Source organism: Pseudoxanthomonas dokdonensis (assembly GCF_001431405.1).
Lineage (GTDB): Bacteria > Pseudomonadota > Gammaproteobacteria > Xanthomonadales > Xanthomonadaceae > Pseudoxanthomonas_A > Pseudoxanthomonas_A dokdonensis.
Map to the genome: position 1 here is coordinate 1 of NZ_LDJL01000002.1, position 15,158 is coordinate 15,158.

Annotated in this window: 17 protein-coding genes and 1 pseudogene; 3 read left to right on the forward strand and 15 right to left on the reverse strand. The window is 65.2% G+C overall.

All coding sequences use genetic code 11. The features are described 5' to 3' along the window. From ABB29_RS01290 to ABB29_RS01305, 4 genes are all read right to left on the reverse strand, one after another. Nucleotides 1-835 (reverse strand): TPM domain-containing protein (locus ABB29_RS01290; RefSeq protein ID WP_057656813.1); only part of this gene is annotated, 835 nt, incomplete at its 3' end. Between the two features lie 14 nt (nucleotides 836-849). Next, complete coding sequence (locus ABB29_RS01295) at nucleotides 850-1,485, reverse strand: LemA family protein (protein ID WP_057656814.1); 636 nt, start codon at nucleotides 1,483-1,485, stop codon at nucleotides 850-852. A 99-nt stretch (nucleotides 1,486-1,584) separates the two neighbouring features. Further along, complete coding sequence (locus ABB29_RS01300) at nucleotides 1,585-2,331, reverse strand: TerC family protein (RefSeq protein WP_057656815.1); 747 nt, start codon at nucleotides 2,329-2,331, stop codon at nucleotides 1,585-1,587. A gap of 39 nt (nucleotides 2,332-2,370) precedes the next feature. Continuing rightward, nucleotides 2,371-2,751 (reverse strand): diacylglycerol kinase, encoded by a 381-nt coding sequence (locus tag ABB29_RS01305; protein WP_057656816.1) that lies wholly within the window; start codon nucleotides 2,749-2,751, stop codon nucleotides 2,371-2,373. 209 nt (nucleotides 2,752-2,960) lie between these two features. Between ABB29_RS01305 and ABB29_RS01310 the strand changes: the two genes are divergently transcribed. After that, on the forward strand, nucleotides 2,961-3,674 hold the full coding sequence (locus tag ABB29_RS01310; RefSeq protein ID WP_057656817.1) for an SGNH/GDSL hydrolase family protein: 714 nt from the start codon (nucleotides 2,961-2,963) through the stop codon (nucleotides 3,672-3,674). A gap of 73 nt (nucleotides 3,675-3,747) precedes the next feature. Next, entirely contained in the window at nucleotides 3,748-4,212 is a 465-nt protein-coding gene (locus ABB29_RS01315) for a VOC family protein (RefSeq protein WP_057656818.1), read from the forward strand. A 72-nt stretch (nucleotides 4,213-4,284) separates the two neighbouring features. Here ABB29_RS01315 and ABB29_RS01320 read toward each other — a convergent pair whose 3' ends face one another. From ABB29_RS01320 to ABB29_RS01350, 7 genes are all read right to left on the reverse strand, one after another. Next, complete coding sequence (locus ABB29_RS01320) at nucleotides 4,285-4,662, reverse strand: VOC family protein (protein WP_057656819.1); 378 nt, start codon at nucleotides 4,660-4,662, stop codon at nucleotides 4,285-4,287. Between the two features lie 28 nt (nucleotides 4,663-4,690). After that, nucleotides 4,691-5,338 (reverse strand): RNA polymerase sigma factor, encoded by a 648-nt coding sequence (locus ABB29_RS01325; RefSeq protein WP_057656820.1) that lies wholly within the window; start codon nucleotides 5,336-5,338, stop codon nucleotides 4,691-4,693. 71 nt (nucleotides 5,339-5,409) lie between these two features. Then, complete coding sequence (locus ABB29_RS01330) at nucleotides 5,410-6,645, reverse strand: ABC transporter permease (RefSeq protein ID WP_057656821.1); 1,236 nt, start codon at nucleotides 6,643-6,645, stop codon at nucleotides 5,410-5,412. Then, the gene (locus ABB29_RS01335; protein WP_157062443.1) at nucleotides 6,642-7,376 is read right to left on the reverse strand and encodes an ABC transporter ATP-binding protein; all 735 of its coding nucleotides are present in this window, start codon (nucleotides 7,374-7,376) and stop codon (nucleotides 6,642-6,644) included. The genes ABB29_RS01330 and ABB29_RS01335 overlap by 4 nt, the downstream gene beginning before the upstream one ends. Further along, nucleotides 7,373-8,908 (reverse strand): efflux RND transporter periplasmic adaptor subunit, encoded by a 1,536-nt coding sequence (locus tag ABB29_RS01340; protein WP_057656822.1) that lies wholly within the window; start codon nucleotides 8,906-8,908, stop codon nucleotides 7,373-7,375. The genes ABB29_RS01335 and ABB29_RS01340 overlap by 4 nt, the downstream gene beginning before the upstream one ends. A gap of 95 nt (nucleotides 8,909-9,003) precedes the next feature. Further along, entirely contained in the window at nucleotides 9,004-10,275 is a 1,272-nt protein-coding gene (locus ABB29_RS01345) for a sensor histidine kinase (protein WP_057656823.1), read from the reverse strand. Nucleotides 10,276-10,311: 36 nt separating this feature from the next. Beyond that, the gene (locus ABB29_RS01350; protein ID WP_057656824.1) at nucleotides 10,312-11,013 is read right to left on the reverse strand and encodes a response regulator transcription factor; all 702 of its coding nucleotides are present in this window, start codon (nucleotides 11,011-11,013) and stop codon (nucleotides 10,312-10,314) included. A gap of 197 nt (nucleotides 11,014-11,210) precedes the next feature. Here ABB29_RS01350 and ABB29_RS01355 point away from each other — a divergent pair, with 197 nt between their 5' ends. After that, a complete protein-coding gene (locus ABB29_RS01355; RefSeq protein ID WP_057656825.1) occupies nucleotides 11,211-11,570 on the forward strand; it encodes a DMT family protein in 360 nt (119 codons plus the stop codon). Between the two features lie 801 nt (nucleotides 11,571-12,371). Here ABB29_RS01355 and ABB29_RS01360 read toward each other — a convergent pair. From ABB29_RS01360 to nudE, 4 genes and pseudogenes are all read right to left on the reverse strand, one after another. Next, entirely contained in the window at nucleotides 12,372-12,695 is a 324-nt protein-coding gene (locus tag ABB29_RS01360; RefSeq protein ID WP_057656826.1) for a YnfA family protein, read from the reverse strand. Nucleotides 12,696-12,937: 242 nt separating this feature from the next. Beyond that, nucleotides 12,938-13,747, reverse strand: a pseudogene (gene mazG, locus ABB29_RS01365) (nucleoside triphosphate pyrophosphohydrolase); the annotation flags it as partial. 43 nt (nucleotides 13,748-13,790) lie between these two features. Next, nucleotides 13,791-14,612: a 3'(2'),5'-bisphosphate nucleotidase CysQ gene (gene cysQ / locus ABB29_RS01370; protein WP_057656827.1), complete on the reverse strand. Its 822-nt coding sequence runs from the start codon at nucleotides 14,610-14,612 to the stop codon at nucleotides 13,791-13,793. Continuing rightward, on the reverse strand, nucleotides 14,605-15,156 hold the full coding sequence (gene nudE / locus ABB29_RS01375; RefSeq protein ID WP_057656828.1) for an ADP compounds hydrolase NudE: 552 nt from the start codon (nucleotides 15,154-15,156) through the stop codon (nucleotides 14,605-14,607). The genes cysQ and nudE overlap by 8 nt, the downstream gene beginning before the upstream one ends. Nucleotides 15,157-15,158: the final 2 nt, after the last annotated feature.

Genomic DNA, 15,158 nt, shown 5'->3' on the forward strand with positions numbered 1-15,158 from the left:
CGGACGAACCACCGCCCCAACCGCCGCCGCCGCCCCAGCCACCCCAGTCGCGATGGCGGGCATAGCGACCGCGGCCGCTGCTGGCCGGGATCAGCCCGAACACCAGCCCGCCGATGCCGCCGACCACGGCGGCCAGCCACAGGCCACTGAACAACAAAGCCACCACGCCACTGCCAGCACCGGTCAACAGGCCGCGAACACCCGCCGGCACCCGCGAGAACATCGCCCGCAACACACTGGCGGCGACGAAACTGGCAAACAGTCCGGCCAGCAGGCCACCCAGCCAGTCACCGCCACCGCCACCGCCACGGGCGCTGGCGCGGTTGTCGCTGACCGGCTCCGGCAAAGCCTCGCCGTCGATCAAAGTAACCAGAACCGCCGTCGCGGCGACGATGCCGCCGCCGAAGTCGCCGGCGCGGAAGTGGGGGACCAGATATTCCTGGATGACCCGGTTGGCGATTGCATCGGGAATCGCGCCCTCCAGCCCGTAGCCGGGCTGGATCCGCACCTTGCGGTCGTCCTTGGCCACCAGCAGCAGCACACCGTCGTCAACGCCCTTGCGGCCCAGCTTCCACTGGTCGAACACGCGCTGGCTGTACTGCTCGATGGTTTCGGGCTGGGTACTGGCGACCATCAGCACCTGCAACTGGCTGCCCTTGCGTTGCTGCAGGGCCAGCGCCTGCTGCTCAAGCTGCTGCTTCTGCGCGGCATCGAGGGTGCCGGTGGTATCGACCACCGGCGAATCCAGCGCCGGAATCGCGGCCAGCGTCTGCGCCGCTGCCGGCGCGGCCAGCCATAGCGACAGGCACAGCAGCAGCCAGACGCGGGCCAGCATGGCGATGGCGCGGCTCAATTGGCCGGCGTGGGTGCGGGCTGCGGCTGCGGCGCGGGTGGCGGCGTCGGCGCACCGAAATCAACCACCGGCGCGGTCGAAATCTGCGCCTCGTTCTGCACGCTGAAGTTGGGCTTCTGCTTGTAGCCGAACATCTTGGCGGTGATCACCTGCGGGAACGAGCGGATGAACGTGTTGTAGTCCTGCACCGTCTGGATGTAACGGCCGCGGGCCACGGTGATGCGGTTTTCGGTCCCTTCCAGCTGCGCCTGCAGATCCCGGAATGACTGATCCGATTTCAGGTTCGGATAGTTTTCGGTCACCACCAGCAGCCGCGACAGCGCGCTGGACAGTTCGCCCTGCGCGGCCTGGAACTGCTGCAGCGACGCGGCATCGTCGGCGTTGACCTGGATCTGGCCGACCCGTGCACGGGCGTTGGTGACATCGGTCAACACCTTCTGCTCGTGCTGGGCATAGCCCTGCACGGTCTTGACCAGGTTGGGAATCAGATCCGCGCGCCGCTGGTACTGGTTGATGACCTCCGACCAGCCGGCTTTCACCGCCTCGTCCTTCTGCTGGATGCTGTTGTACCCGCAGCCGGACAGCAACGCGACCCACGCCAACAACAATAACGAACGTACCCAGACACGCATGGCAGACTCCTTCTGGCAATCAGATGGCAGGGCCGTGCCCCGCCGACAACGCACTATGGGCAGGGCCGCATTAAGAATGCGTTTGCCCGGCCCAGGTGCTCACCACTGGCCGGCGCCGCTGACATGCCTGCGTGCGGCGCGACGGCGCATCAGCAGGTTGAGCCACTCGACCAGTACCGAGAAACCCATCGCGAAATAGACGTACGGCTTGGGCACGTGGACGTCCAGGCCGTCCAGCACCAGCACCGCACCAATCAGCACGATGAAGGCCAGCGCCAGCATCTTGATGGTCGGGTTGGCATCGATGAACTCGCCCAGCGGATTGGCCGCCAGCAGCATCACCGCCACCGCCAGCAGGATCGCCGCGACCATGATCGGGATGTGCTGGGCCATGCCGACCGCGGTGATCACCGAGTCCAGCGAGAACACGATGTCGATGATCGCGATCTGCAGGATGACCATGCCGAACACCGCCGAAGCCTTGGTAGTGGCCGGATCTTCGTCCTCGCCTCCGGTAATCAGCTCGCGGATTTCCAGCGCACCCTTGATCAGCAGGAACACACCACCCACGATCAGCACCAGATCGCGGATCGAGAAGCCCATCCCCGCCAGCTGGAAGACGTCGTCCTGCATCCGCGCCAGGAACGCCAGCGACACCAGCAGCGCGATGCGGGTGATGCAGGCCACCGCGATGCCGATGCGGCGCGCGCGCGGCCGCTGGTCGATGCGCAGCTTGCTGACCGCGATCGAGATGAAGACCAGATTGTCGATGCCCAGCACGATTTCCAGCGCGCTCAGGGTTACCAGCGTCAGCCAGGCGTTGGGATCGGTGAGAAGTTCTAGCATGCGGGGGAAATCCTTGGTTCAGATAGCGAGCGGATTGTTTCAGAAAAGCCGTGGACCGAGGATCACGCCCCAGCACAGCAACACGTTCATCATCAGCACGAACACCGCCGCCGAACCCATGTCCTTGGCACGACCGGCCAGCTCGTGGTGTTCGGGGCCGTAGCGTTCGATCACGGCCTCGACCGCGGAGTTGAGCAGCTCGGCGGCCAGCACCAGCAGCATGCTGCCGATCAGCAGCGCATGCTCGATGCCGCCCTGCCCCAGCCACACCGCGACCGGCACCAGCACGGCCGCCAGATAGACCTCCAGCCGGAACGAGGATTCATGCAGCCAGGCGGCCTTGAGTCCCTGCATCGACCATTGGGTAGCCTTGAAGATCCGGCCGGGTCCACGCGGTAGATGACCAAATTCGTCTGCCACACCTGCTCCTGATGATTCGTTTGCGCGCCGGGTCATGGCGGTCGCCGGATGGACACGCGCAGGACGCAGCGGGAATGACTCCGCGGTAGCGGCCGACGCCAATGGCCGCTGATTTTGCCACAAGCGCTACTTTTGCCCCGCTGGCGGGTTTGCGCGTATTGTCGGGGCTGGCCTGCATGCCACCTTTTTTTCATCCGGAAGCCCCCGCTATGCCCTTGATCGGGAACAGATTGCCATCATCAGTGTTGTGCGCCTCACTGTTGCTCGCGGCGCTGCTGGCGGGCGCCGCCCCGGCGCTTGCCGAGCGCACACCGCAGGTGCCGCAGCAGGTTTCCCAGCCGAACTGGGAGCAGGACATCCAGCGATTCGAGGCGCAGGACCGCGCCCGGCCACCGGCGCCCGCCGGCGTGGTCTTCGTCGGCAGCTCCTCGATCCGTTTCTGGGACTCGCTGGCGCGGGATTTTCCGGATGTGGCGGTCCTCAACCGTGGTTTCGGCGGTTCCGAAATCCGTGACAGCACCTGGTTCGCTGATCGCATCATCCTTCCCTACCGCCCGCGCCAGGTGGTGTTGTATGCCGGCGACAACGACATCAACAGCGGTCGCGATACGCAACAGGTCGCCGACGATTTCGCTGCCTTCGTGCAGCGCTTGCGCCAGGACCTGCCGGAAGTACGGATCGCCTACCTGGCGATAAAGCCCAGCCCATCGCGGATCAGCCAGTTGCCACGGCAGCAGCAGGCCAACGCGCTGATCGCCGCCAGCGCCGACCGGCTGGGCGTGGATTTCATCGATGTCGCCACGCCGATGCTCGACGCCGCTGGGCAGCCGCGGCCGGAGCTGTTCGTGGCCGATCAACTGCACATGAATGCGCAAGGCTATGCGTTGTGGCGCGAGGTGGTGACGCCTTTCCTGCAACCCTGAGCAGGCCCGGCGCCGGATAACGCGTCGCTAACCCGCCCTGGGCTACGGTGCCGGCTTGCCCCGGAGAGCCGCCATGCCGTCCACCTTCAAACCCGATGGTTACCACAGCCTGACCCCGTACCTGATCGTCGATGACGCCGCCAAGGCGCTCGACTTCTACCAGCGCGCATTCGCCGCCGAAGAGCTGTACCGGCTGCCGATGGGCGACAAGATAGGCCATGCCGAAATGAAGATCGGCGACAGCATCTTCATGCTGTCCGACGAATGGCCGGACATGAATGCGATGGGTCCGCATGCCCGTGGTGGCGGCACCACCAGCTTCATGATCTACACCGAAGATGCCGAGGCCGCGCATGCACGGGCAATCAGCGCCGGTGCCACCCTCGATCGGCCGGTCAAGCTGGAATTCTGGGGTGACCGGATCGGCACGGTGATCGATCCGTTCGGCCACAAATGGTCGCTGGCCACCCATGTCGAGGATGTGCCGCCGGACGAAATGCAGAAGCGGCTGGAACAGTGGTCGGCCGCGAACAGCTGAAAAGGCAGTTCGACACGCGGTCATCGATGACCTGCAGGTTGCCGCCGCGATCAGCGGCAACCTGCGGATGGCTCAACCGCGGCGCGGTCGATCAGCCGGCTGGTGCAGGCTGAGGACATTGCGGTCGGGGTCGACGAAATCCAGCGACCAGCCACCATCAGGCGCCTCGCTGACCGGCACCACAATTTCGACCCCGCGCCGGGCCAGCGCCTCGGCATAGTCGTCGATGCCGCCGTCCACGCTGAAAACCACCACCGGTGACTCACCCGGCCGCACGTCCTGGACGATGAACACCAGCGTCAGTTCGCCGATATCGGCATGCGCGAACGACCCGTCATGGCCATCGACGATGTTGACCGGCAACCCGAGCGCACCACGATAGAACTCGACACTGCGATTCAAATCACTGACAAAGAACACGATGGCGCCAACCTTGCATTGTGAAAGCATGGGAATCCTCCTTTTTGTGTAATCCCATCTACTGGTTGCCGCCGGGCCTCCAAGCGTGACCTCGCGGGCGGATCACCAGCAGATGGCCATCGCGGTCGTGGCTGGCCAGGCCCTGGTGGCCGGCCAACGCTGCCAGCAGCGCCCGCCGCACCAGGCCAAACTGCAGGTCAACCACGCGCGCGGGATCACGCAGATAGGCCAGTGCCAGCGCTTCCGCGCGCAGCGGCGGCGACAGCCCGGCCAGCAGACCGCGCAGGCGACCAAGCCGTTGCCGGAACGCCTCAGGCGTCAACTGCAGGATCCAGCGGATCTCCGCGGCCGACAATCCGTGCAGCGCCAGCACCGCGAGCCGACGCGAGGCGGGCGGCCAGTCCCGCATCCGCGCCAACGATCCGGCGGCGGCCGCTGACACTGCTTCATTGGCGCTGACATCTTCAATGTTCGAGTCATCGGCTTCAGCATGTGCGTGTGCGTGTTCGCGTCGGCGCCGGCGCACGGCGGTCCGCGCCTGCATCGCCGCCAGCTTGCGCAGGGCGCCACTCAACCACGGCAGGTCGCTGCGATCCGCTTTCACGCCGGCCAGCAATGCGTCCTGCACCAGGTCCTCGGCGTCGCTGTCGCGACTGGTCAGCCGCCGCGCCTGGCTGCGCAGGCGCTTGTAGGTATCCAGGTCCATGTGCCGAAGATGCCACAGAAGCCGGATGCCATGGGCGATCACTGCCCGGTCACGGCCTCAGCGCCGATGGCTTACTGCGAGCGCAGTGCCTCAATCGGATCCAGCAGCGAAGCCTTGCGCGCCGGGTAATAGCCGAAGAACAGCCCGGTGGCGACCGAGAAGCCGGCCGCCAGCGCCACCACCTGGCCGTTCAAGGCCACCGGCAATTCACTGAACCTGCCGACCAGCAGCGCACCGACCACGCCGATGGCAATGCCGATGACGCCACCAATCAGCGAGATCAGCATCGCTTCGGCCAGGAACTGCCGGCGCACGTCGGATGGACCAGCACCGACCGCCAAGCGCAGGCCGATTTCGCGGATACGCTCGGTCACCGAGACCAGCATGATGTTCATGATGCCAATGCCACCGATGATCAGGCAGATGGTGGCGACGGCACCGAGCAGTTTCGACATCAGGTTGGTGGTGGCGGTACGGGTGGCGACGATTTCGGAGATGTTGCGGACCCGGAAATCATCCTCTTCGCCCGGTCCTATCCGGTGCCGCTGCCGTAGCAGCGCTTCCACTTCGCCCTGTGCGTAGGTCAGATCCCTGGCATTGCTGACGGTCAACGCGATCTGCATGACCGCGCCAGCCGGCAGCCCCATCGCCCCCATCAACCGTCGGCGCGCGGTTTCCAGCGGCACCATGATCACATCGTCCTGGTCCTGGCCAAATCCACCCTGGCCTTTCGGCTGCAGGGTGCCGACCACGGTAAACGGCACCCGGCCGACGCGGATGGTCTGGCCGATGCCGCTGTCGTCGCCAAACAGCGTGCGGCGCACGGTTTCGCCCAGGATCACCTGCTTGCCGGCACTGGTGTAGTCCTGCGCTTCGAACGTACTGCCATCGGCAATGACCCAGCCGTTGATGGCGAAATAATCCGCCTGCACGCCCTGCCAGCTGGTGGAGGCGTTGTTTTCGGCATAGACCACCTGGCTGCTGCCGCGCAGTGCGCCGGCGACGTACTGCACTTCCGGGATTTCATTGCGGATGGCATCGACATCACCCTCGTTGAGGGTGAAGAAACTGCTGGCGCTCATCCGCGCGCCGCCGCCGCCACGGCTGGCACCGGGACTGATGTCCAGCCGTTGCGAGCCCAGGCCGGAGACCAGTTTGTCGATTTCCTGCTGCGTGCCCTGGCCGACCGAAACCATGACGATGACCGCGGCAATGCCGATGATCACCCCCAGCGAGGTCAGTGCACTGCGCATCCAGTTGCCACGCAGAGCATGCAAGGCGGTACGCAGGATGTCGGTGAAATTCATGCGTCGTGCTCCTGTGGATGCAGCTCGCCATCGCGCATGACCAGGATGCGATCGGCGTGCGCGGCGACATCGGCATCGTGGGTGATCAGGATCACGGTATGGCCTTCATCGCGCAGGCGCTTGAACAAAGCCAGGATCTCCTCGCCGGTCTTGCTGTCGAGGGCGCCCGTGGGCTCGTCGGCAAGGATGACCGGTGGTTGGTTGATCAGCGCGCGCGCGATCGCCACCCGCTGCTGCTGGCCACCGGACAGTTCACTGGGAGTGTGGCCACCACGCTCGGCCAGGCCCACCGCGGCCAACGCCTGGTCGGCACGTTCGCCACGTTCGGCCACCGGCACCCGTGCATAGCCCAACGGCATCGCGACGTTTTCGCGTGCGCTCATCCGCGGCAGCAGATTGAAGCCCTGGAACACGAAGCCGATCTTTTCCAGCCGCAGCTGCGCCAGTTGTTCCGCGTCCAGGGTGGACACATCGACGCCATCGCAGTGGTAGCTGCCTTCGGTCGGTGTGTCCAGGCAGCCGATCAGGTTCATCAGCGTCGATTTGCCCGAACCCGAGGGCCCCATGATGGCGACGAAATCGCCGGCATGGATGCACAGGTCGACGCCCTTCAGCGCCACCACTTCGGCCTCGCCGCCGGGCGAGTAGACCTTGACCATGCCGCGGATATCGATGACCGGTACCCGCGCGTCATCCATGGCCGCTGGGTTGGCCTGCGTCGCCAGATTCATGGCTGCGCCCGTTCGCCGGTCACCAGTTGATCACCGGCCTGCAGCCCGGCGCCGGATATTTCGGTGCTGGTGCCATCGCTGGCACCCAGCCGCACGTTGATCGCCTGCGGCTGTCCATCAAGCAGCTTGTAGACGGTGCTGCGCTTGGCATTGAGCAACGGTGCCAGCGCCGCATCCCAGTCTTGCTGCTGGCTGGCGTCCAGGCTGGCGCGGAACGCGGCGAAGTCCTGCTGCAGGCGCTGGCGCATGCGCTGGCGGACCTGCGCCTGCACGTTGCCATCGCCGCCACCGGCGGTGACCATGCGCGGGCCGCCGCCGGGACCGCCGAACATACCGTTGCCGCCGCTTGGCGCCTGCGCCTGGCGTGCCTGCTGGCGCTGCCTGATCGCGGTGATCGCGGCGTCGAACGCGGATTGCTGCGCCGGGCTGAGCTTGAGTTGCGCCGCTACCCGGCCCAGATCATCGGTGATTCCCGAACCACCCCGGTCGGCACGCGCCCCGCTTGCAGGTGCGGCCTGCGCCAACGGTGAATCCTCGGCTGGCTTGAAGCGCAATGCGGCATTGGCGACCTTGAGCACATCGTCACGCTTGCTGACTTCGATTTCGGCGTTGACGGTCAGCCCCGGCAACAAGGTGCCGTCACTGTTGTCGACCGTCACCACCACCGGATAGGTCACCACGTTGTTGGTGGTAGTCGCCGACAGCCGCACCTGTTCGACCTTGCCGCGGAACTGGCGATCGGCAAAGGCATCGGCGGTGAAGGAAACACTCTGGCCAACCTTGACCTGGCCGATATCCGACTCGTCCACCGCCAGCTCGATCTTCATCTGCGCCAGATCTTCGGCAATGGTGAACAGCTCCGGTGCCTGCAGGCTGGCCGCAACGGTCTGGCCGGGCTCGATGGTGCGGGTCAGGACCACGCCATCGACGGGCGAACGGATCACGGTGCGATCCAGATTGACCCGGGTGTTCTGGGTGGCGGCGGTCTGCTGGCGGATCTGCGCCTGCGCCGCGGCGACCTGCGCGCGCGCCTGATCGAGGCTGGCCCGGGCCAGATCCACATCGCTTTGCGCGACCAGTTGCCGACCGCCGAGATCCTGCTTGCGCTGGTAATCCAGTTCGGCGTTCCTGAGCGTGGCCTGGTACTGCCGCAACGAGGCCTGGGCGCTGGCAATCGAGGCGGCGCCCTGTTCGATCTGCGCTTCGTAGCTGCTGGGATCAATCCGCGCCAGCACCTGGTCCTTCTTGACCGGCGAATTGAAGTCGACCAGCACGTCGGTCACCTGGCCGGAAATCTGGCTGCCGACGGTGACCGTGGAAATCGCGCTGAGGGTGCCGGTGGCCGAGATCGCGACACGGATGTTGCCGCGCTCGACCGGCGTGGTCCGATAGCCGCTCTGGCCGCTGTCGGCAGCGTGCTGTTTCCAGTACCAGCCAGCCCCCGCCAGCGCCACCACGCCCAGCGCGGCGGCCAGCAGGGGTCCGCTCGGGAAACGTTTGGATTTACGGGCAGTACGGCGTGGCTGGCTCATCGGCGAGTCGGCTATGGAAGGGGAGTCATGTGATCAACGCGCCGTGGCGCCATTGGTTGACAGCTGCCGGCGGCGACGGTTCCCGCGACGCCGGATCAGGTCACGAAGCGGATGGTGGCACTGGTGCCCTGGCCGAGCACGCTGTCCAGCTCGATCTTCCAGCCGAAGCGGTCACACAGGCGGCTGACGATCGACAGGCCCAGGCCACTGCCGCGCGGGCGGGTCGGATCGGCGCGGTAGAACGGTTCGAATACCCGTTCCATCGACTCGGCCGACATGCCGATGCCGGTATCGCGCACGGTCACCCGATCCGGATCCAGGATCACGTCGATGCGACCGCTGTCGGTGTAGCTGCAGGCGTTGCGCAACAGGTTGCTGACCACTACCTGGAACACCCGGGGCGGCGCATGCAGGCGCGGCTTGGCGTTGCAGGTCACTTCCAGATCGACCTGCTTGCCGATCAACAGCGTGCGCGCGTTCTCGGCCTCGTCGAGCAGGATGTCGGAAACATCGAAGTCCTCGCGCTGCGGCTCGACCTCGGCCTCGCGGGCCAGGATCAGGAAGGCATCGATGACCGCTTCCATGTCGCGTCCGGCACGCTGGATGCGCTGCAGCGAGCGGGCCATCCGCGGCGAGGTTTCCTCGGCCATCGCCATGTCGGTGGCGACCCGGATCACGGTCAGCGGGGTACGCAGTTCGTGGCTGGCATCGCGGGTGAAATCGCGCTCGCGGGCGACATGCGCGCTGACCCGCTGCGCCAGCCCATGCAAGGCCGCTGCCAGCTGCCGGGCCTCGCCCTGCACTTCCTTGGGCAGGCGATCGGCGGCCAGGGTACTGACGTCGGGCCGCCGTGGGTCCCAGTCACCAACCTGCCGCGCCAGCCAGCTGACCGGTGACACCAGCCGCTTGGACGCCCGGTAGGTCAGCCAGGTCATCAGGTAGATCGTGGTCAGGGTGATGATCACCGGCACCGTGCCGAAATAGAACGCCAGCCGTTCGGCCTGCGAACGCAGGAACACCAGGTACAGGCGGCCGGGCGGTTGCTCGTCGACCAGCACCAGCATGTTGTCGTCCTTGAGCTCGTGGAAACCGGGCTTGAGGCCGCGCAGGTTCTCCGGCAACACCAGGTTGCTATGCCCTTTCAACACCAGATAGCCACGCAGGTTGTGGGTGTTCGGCGGCGGCTGCACACCGGACGCGTCGTACAACTCCCAGAAATGGGTCGCCTCTTCCTGCAGCGTGGTGTTCATCAGGCTGTGCTTGATCACCATCGAGATGACATACACGCCAACCACGATCGCCAGGCTGACGATCACGGCCTGCAGGATGAAGGCCACCCGTAGCTTGCGCGGTAAACCCTGCGGCATGGGAGTCCCTGTTGTCGGCCGGGCGAAAATAACCGGTCAACCAATATCGGCGATACGGTACCCGGCACTCTGCACGGTGTGCAGCAAAGGCTTGTCGAACGGTTTGTCGATCACTTTGCGCAGGTTGTACAGGTGGCTGCGCAGGGTGTCCGAATCCGGCAGCCCGTTGCCCCAGATCTCGCGCTCGATTTCCTGGCGGGTGACCACCCTTGGCGACTCGCGCATCAGGATGGTCAGCAGGCGCAGGCCGATCGGCGACAACAGCAGTTCGGTGCCATCGCGGGTGACCCGCATGCTGACCGGATCCAGCTTGAGGTCGGCCACTTCCAGCACTTCCGAACCGACCTGGCGGCGTTCGCGCCGGATCAGCGCGCGCAGGCGTGCTTCCAGTTCCTGGATCGCAAACGGTTTGGTCAGGTAATCGTCGGCGCCGGAGCTCAGCCCGCTGAGCTTGTCGTCCAGCGTGTCGCGCGCGGTCAGCATCAGTACCGGCGTCGATTTGCGCGCTTCGTTGCGCAGCTTCTTGCAGACCTCCATGCCGTCCATCCGCGGCAGCATCAGGTCCAGCACCAGGGCGTCGTAGCTGTTCTCCACCGCCAGCCGGTAGCCATCCAGGCCATCGGTGGCGTAATCGACTTCAAAGCCGCGTCCTTCGAGGTATTCCCCGATCATTTCCGAGATATTGCGGTTGTCTTCAACCACCAACACCAGTCCAGCCGTTTCCTGATTGTGGCGCATAAGGCCTCCGATGACTTCAGGTTTGTGAAGCTACCGGGCCGGCGGTTGACGCGGCGTGAAGATGGATTTGCCGGTTCAGCGCGCGTCTGCTTTGGCTACCCGGGGCGGCGCAGGAGGGGTGGCGCTGGCGGCGGCATGGCTCCCGCAGCAAGCCCAGCACCGCATAATTCGCCGCCCCCCTTCGATGATCTGATGCCATGCTCGCCCGACTGCTGCCGATCCTGCTTCTGCTCGGCTCCAACATCTTCATGACCTTTGCCTGGTACGGACACCTGAAGTACCGCAGCGCGCCGCTGCTGCTGGTCATCGTCGCCAGCTGGGCGATCGCCTTCTTCGAATACAGCCTGATGGTGCCGGCCAACCGCCTCGGCAGCACGGTGTATTCAGTGGTGCAGCTGAAGACCATCCAGGAAGTCATCACCCTGGTGGTATTCGCCGGCTTTTCCGCCTGGTACCTGGGCCAGCCGTTGAAGTGGAACCACTACGCCGCGTTCGTGCTGATCATCGGCGCGGCGTTCCTGATGTTCTATCAGGGCCCCGGCGCCGAGACCGCGTAGCGATCAGTTCTGCGAGTCAGTACTGGCCTGCTGCTGATCAGCAGGCGTTTAGCCACTGGTAACAGCTTCCATCCGGTTCAAGGATTACTGCCCTATCGTTCCCGGCGAATGCCGGACGTCCAACCGACGACTATCCGGTCATCCAGCAGCTATCGCTTTGCAGCCAGCGAAGGCTGGATCCCGGCGTTCGCCGGGATGACGAGGGAAACATCGCAATCTGATCAATGGTGCGGCGTTCCTGATGTTCTATCAGGGCCCCGGCGCCGAGACCGCGTAGCGATCAGTTCTGCGAGTCAGTACTGGCCTGCTGCTGATCAGCCGTCATTTAATCACCGGCAACAGCTGCCATCCGGTTCAAGGGTTACTTCCCTATCGTTCCCGGCGAATGCCGGACTTCCAGCCGACGAATACCGGGTCATCCCGGCAGCTATCGCTTTGCAGCCAGTAGAGGCTGGATCCCGGCGTTCGCCGGGATGACGAGGGGAGCGTCGCAATCTGATCAATGGTGCGGCGTTCCTGATGTTCTATCAGAGCCCCGTTGCCGAGACCGCATAGCGATCAGTTCTGCAGGTCAGTACTGGCCTGCCTGCTGATCAGCAGGCGTCTAGCCACCGGTAACAGCTGCCATCCGGTTCAAGGGTTACTTCCCTATCGTTCCCGGTGAATGCCGGACTTCCAGGCGACGAATATCCGGTCATCCCGGCAGCTATCGCTTTGCAGCCAGCGAAGGCTGGATCCCGGCGTTCGCCGGGATGACGAGGGAAACATCGCAATCGTCATCCTGGCGGCAGCCAACCATTGCTATGTCGTCCGCGGCGCCAGCATGATCACCAGCATGCCGAGCAGGCACAGGCCGCCGCCGAGCAAATCCCAGCGGCTAGGCGGCACCGCATCGACCTGCCATAGCCACAACAGCGCGCAGACCACGTAAACCCCACCATAAGCGGCATAGACACGTCCGGATGCCGTCGGGTGCAGACTCAGCAACCAGACGAACAGCATCAGGCTGAGCGCTGCCGGCAACAGCAACCATGCACTGCCTTGCTTGCGCAGCCATAGATAAGGCAGATAGCAGCCGATGATTTCGGCCAGGGCGGTGATGAAGAACAGCAACGTGGTTTTCATTGTCCTGGCCTGGCGGGGTCTGGGTCATGCCGGGGCGGCCCCGGATGACGGTTGTTCAGGGATTATCAATCGCGAGTGGGACATCGGCGACCATGCGTGGTCAGGCGATTGAGAGCAAGGCTGCGTGCCAGCCAGCCAACGGACTTCACTCCTGGCCATCCCCGCGAATGGCGGTCGTGCCCAGCAGCTCAAGCGACAAAGCGGGACGTTGCGTGGCTGGCAACGGAGCGATCTGCACTCTAGCTTGCAGCGCGCGTGGAATCCGAATCGGCGGCGACTTGTGCTTCGCGCTCGCGTTGCTTGACCTGTTGCCAATAGGCTTCCTGCGCGGCCAGATCCAGCGACTGCAAATCAGTCTGATGGTCGCTGGCCAGTTGCTCCATGGCCCGGAAGCGACGTTCGAACTTGTGGTTGGCGTGGCGCATGGCCGCGCCGACGTCGACCTTGGCGTGGCGGGCCAGATTGGCGGCGACAAACAGCAGGTCACCGATTTCATCCTGCAGCCGGTCCTGGTTGGCCTCGACCGGGCCGCGTGCGAATTCGGCCCGTACTTCCTCGATTTCCTCGTGCAGCTTGGCGATCACCGGTTCCGCGCCGGGCCAGTCGAAGCCGACCCGGGCCGCGCGTGACTGCAGTTTCAGCGCACGCTGCCATTCGGGCAGCCCGCGCGAGATGCCGGCCAAGGCCGAGTCGTCCTGCTTTCCGCTGGCCGCGCGTTCGGCCTGCTTGATCGCCTCCCAGCTGGCGGTCTGCGCCTGAGCGTCATCGACCTGGGCATCGGCGAACACGTGCGGATGCCGGCGCACCATCTTGTCGCAGATCGCAGCGACCACGTCGCCGAAATCGAATGCGCCCGCCTCTTCGGCCATCCGTGCATGGAACACCACCTGCAGCAGCAGATCGCCCAGTTCGTCCTTCAGATCGGCCAGGTCGCCGCGATCAATCGCATCGGCGACTTCGTAGGCCTCTTCAATCGTGTACGGGGCGATGCTGGCGAAATCCTGCTGCAGATCCCACGGGCAGCCACCGTCGGGATTGCGCAGCCTGGCCATGATGTCGAGCAGGGCCTCGACCGGGCGCTTGCTGCCGGCAGGGTTATCGCGATGCTGCACGCGGGGCGGCCTCCAGCCATTGCTGCCACGGCAGCGTCGGATCACCGAGGGCGATGAAGTCGCCGTTGAGCAGGGTTTCGCGGCGGTTGTAGCGGAATGCACGCCCATCCGGCGCCAGCAGGGCACCGCCAGCCGCTTCCAGCACGCATTGCGCCGCGGCGGTGTCCCACTCGCTGGTCGGGCCAAAGCGCGGGTACACATCCAGCGTGCCCTGGGCGATACGGCAGAACTTCAACGACGAACCGAGGCCGATGACCTCGATGTCGCCCATCCGCTCCAGCACCGACTGGGTCCGTGCATCACGGTGCGATCGGCTGGCCGCCACCACCAGCGGACCGGTTGCGGGCCGGCGGCTGCGGATGACGGTATCCACCTCGCCGGTGCGCAGATAGGCGCTGCGGCCCTGGCGGGCATGCCAGGTCTCGTCGGTCACCGGCGCATGGACCACGCCGAACACCGGCGCGTGGCGCACGATCAGGGCGATATTGACGGTGAACTCGCCGTTGCGCTTGATGAACTCGCGGGTGCCGTCCAGCGGATCGACCAGCCAGTAGGTCGACCAGCGGCTGCGGACATCCCACGGGATGCTGGCTGCTTCTTCCGACAACACCGGCCATTGCGGGGTCAACCTGCGCAGTCCTTCGTTGATGACCCGGTGCGCGGCCAGGTCGGCGGCGGTCAACGGGCTCTCGTCGGCCTTGTGTTCGACCGCGAAATCCCCCTCGTAGACCTTGAGGATGGCCTGGCCGGCCTCACGCGCGATGACCAGCACCGCTTCATGCAAATCGGCGCTGATCTCAGCCATGGTTGCCACGCAACCATTCGCGGGCAATGAACAGGGCCGCCAGCGAACGCCCTTCCGAAAAATCCTCGCGCAGCATCAGCTGGTCAAGTTGATCAAGTTTCCACGGCACTACTTCAAGCTCCTCGGGTTCATCACCGGGCAATCGCTGCGGGTACAGATCCTGGGCCAGCACCAGCCATGACAGATGGCTCATGTAGGTCGGCGCCAGGCTCAGCCCGCGCAGCACGGTCAATTCGCGCGCGCCGTAACCGGCTTCTTCCTGCAACTCACGGTCGGCCGCCTGCACCGGCGTCTCGCCGGCGTCGATACGACCCTTGACCAGGCCCAGTTCATAGCGGTGCATGCCGGCGGCGTATTCGCGTACCAGCAATACGGTGTCGGCATCCAGCATCGGCACCACTACCACCGCGCCGTGCCCCGGCGAGATCAGACGCTGGAAGCGCCGGCGTTCGCCGTTGCTGAATTCCAGGTCCAGTTCCTCGACGTGATCGGTGCGCCCGGCGCGCTCGGTGATGCCGTGGATGGTGGGCAGGCGACGGCTCATGC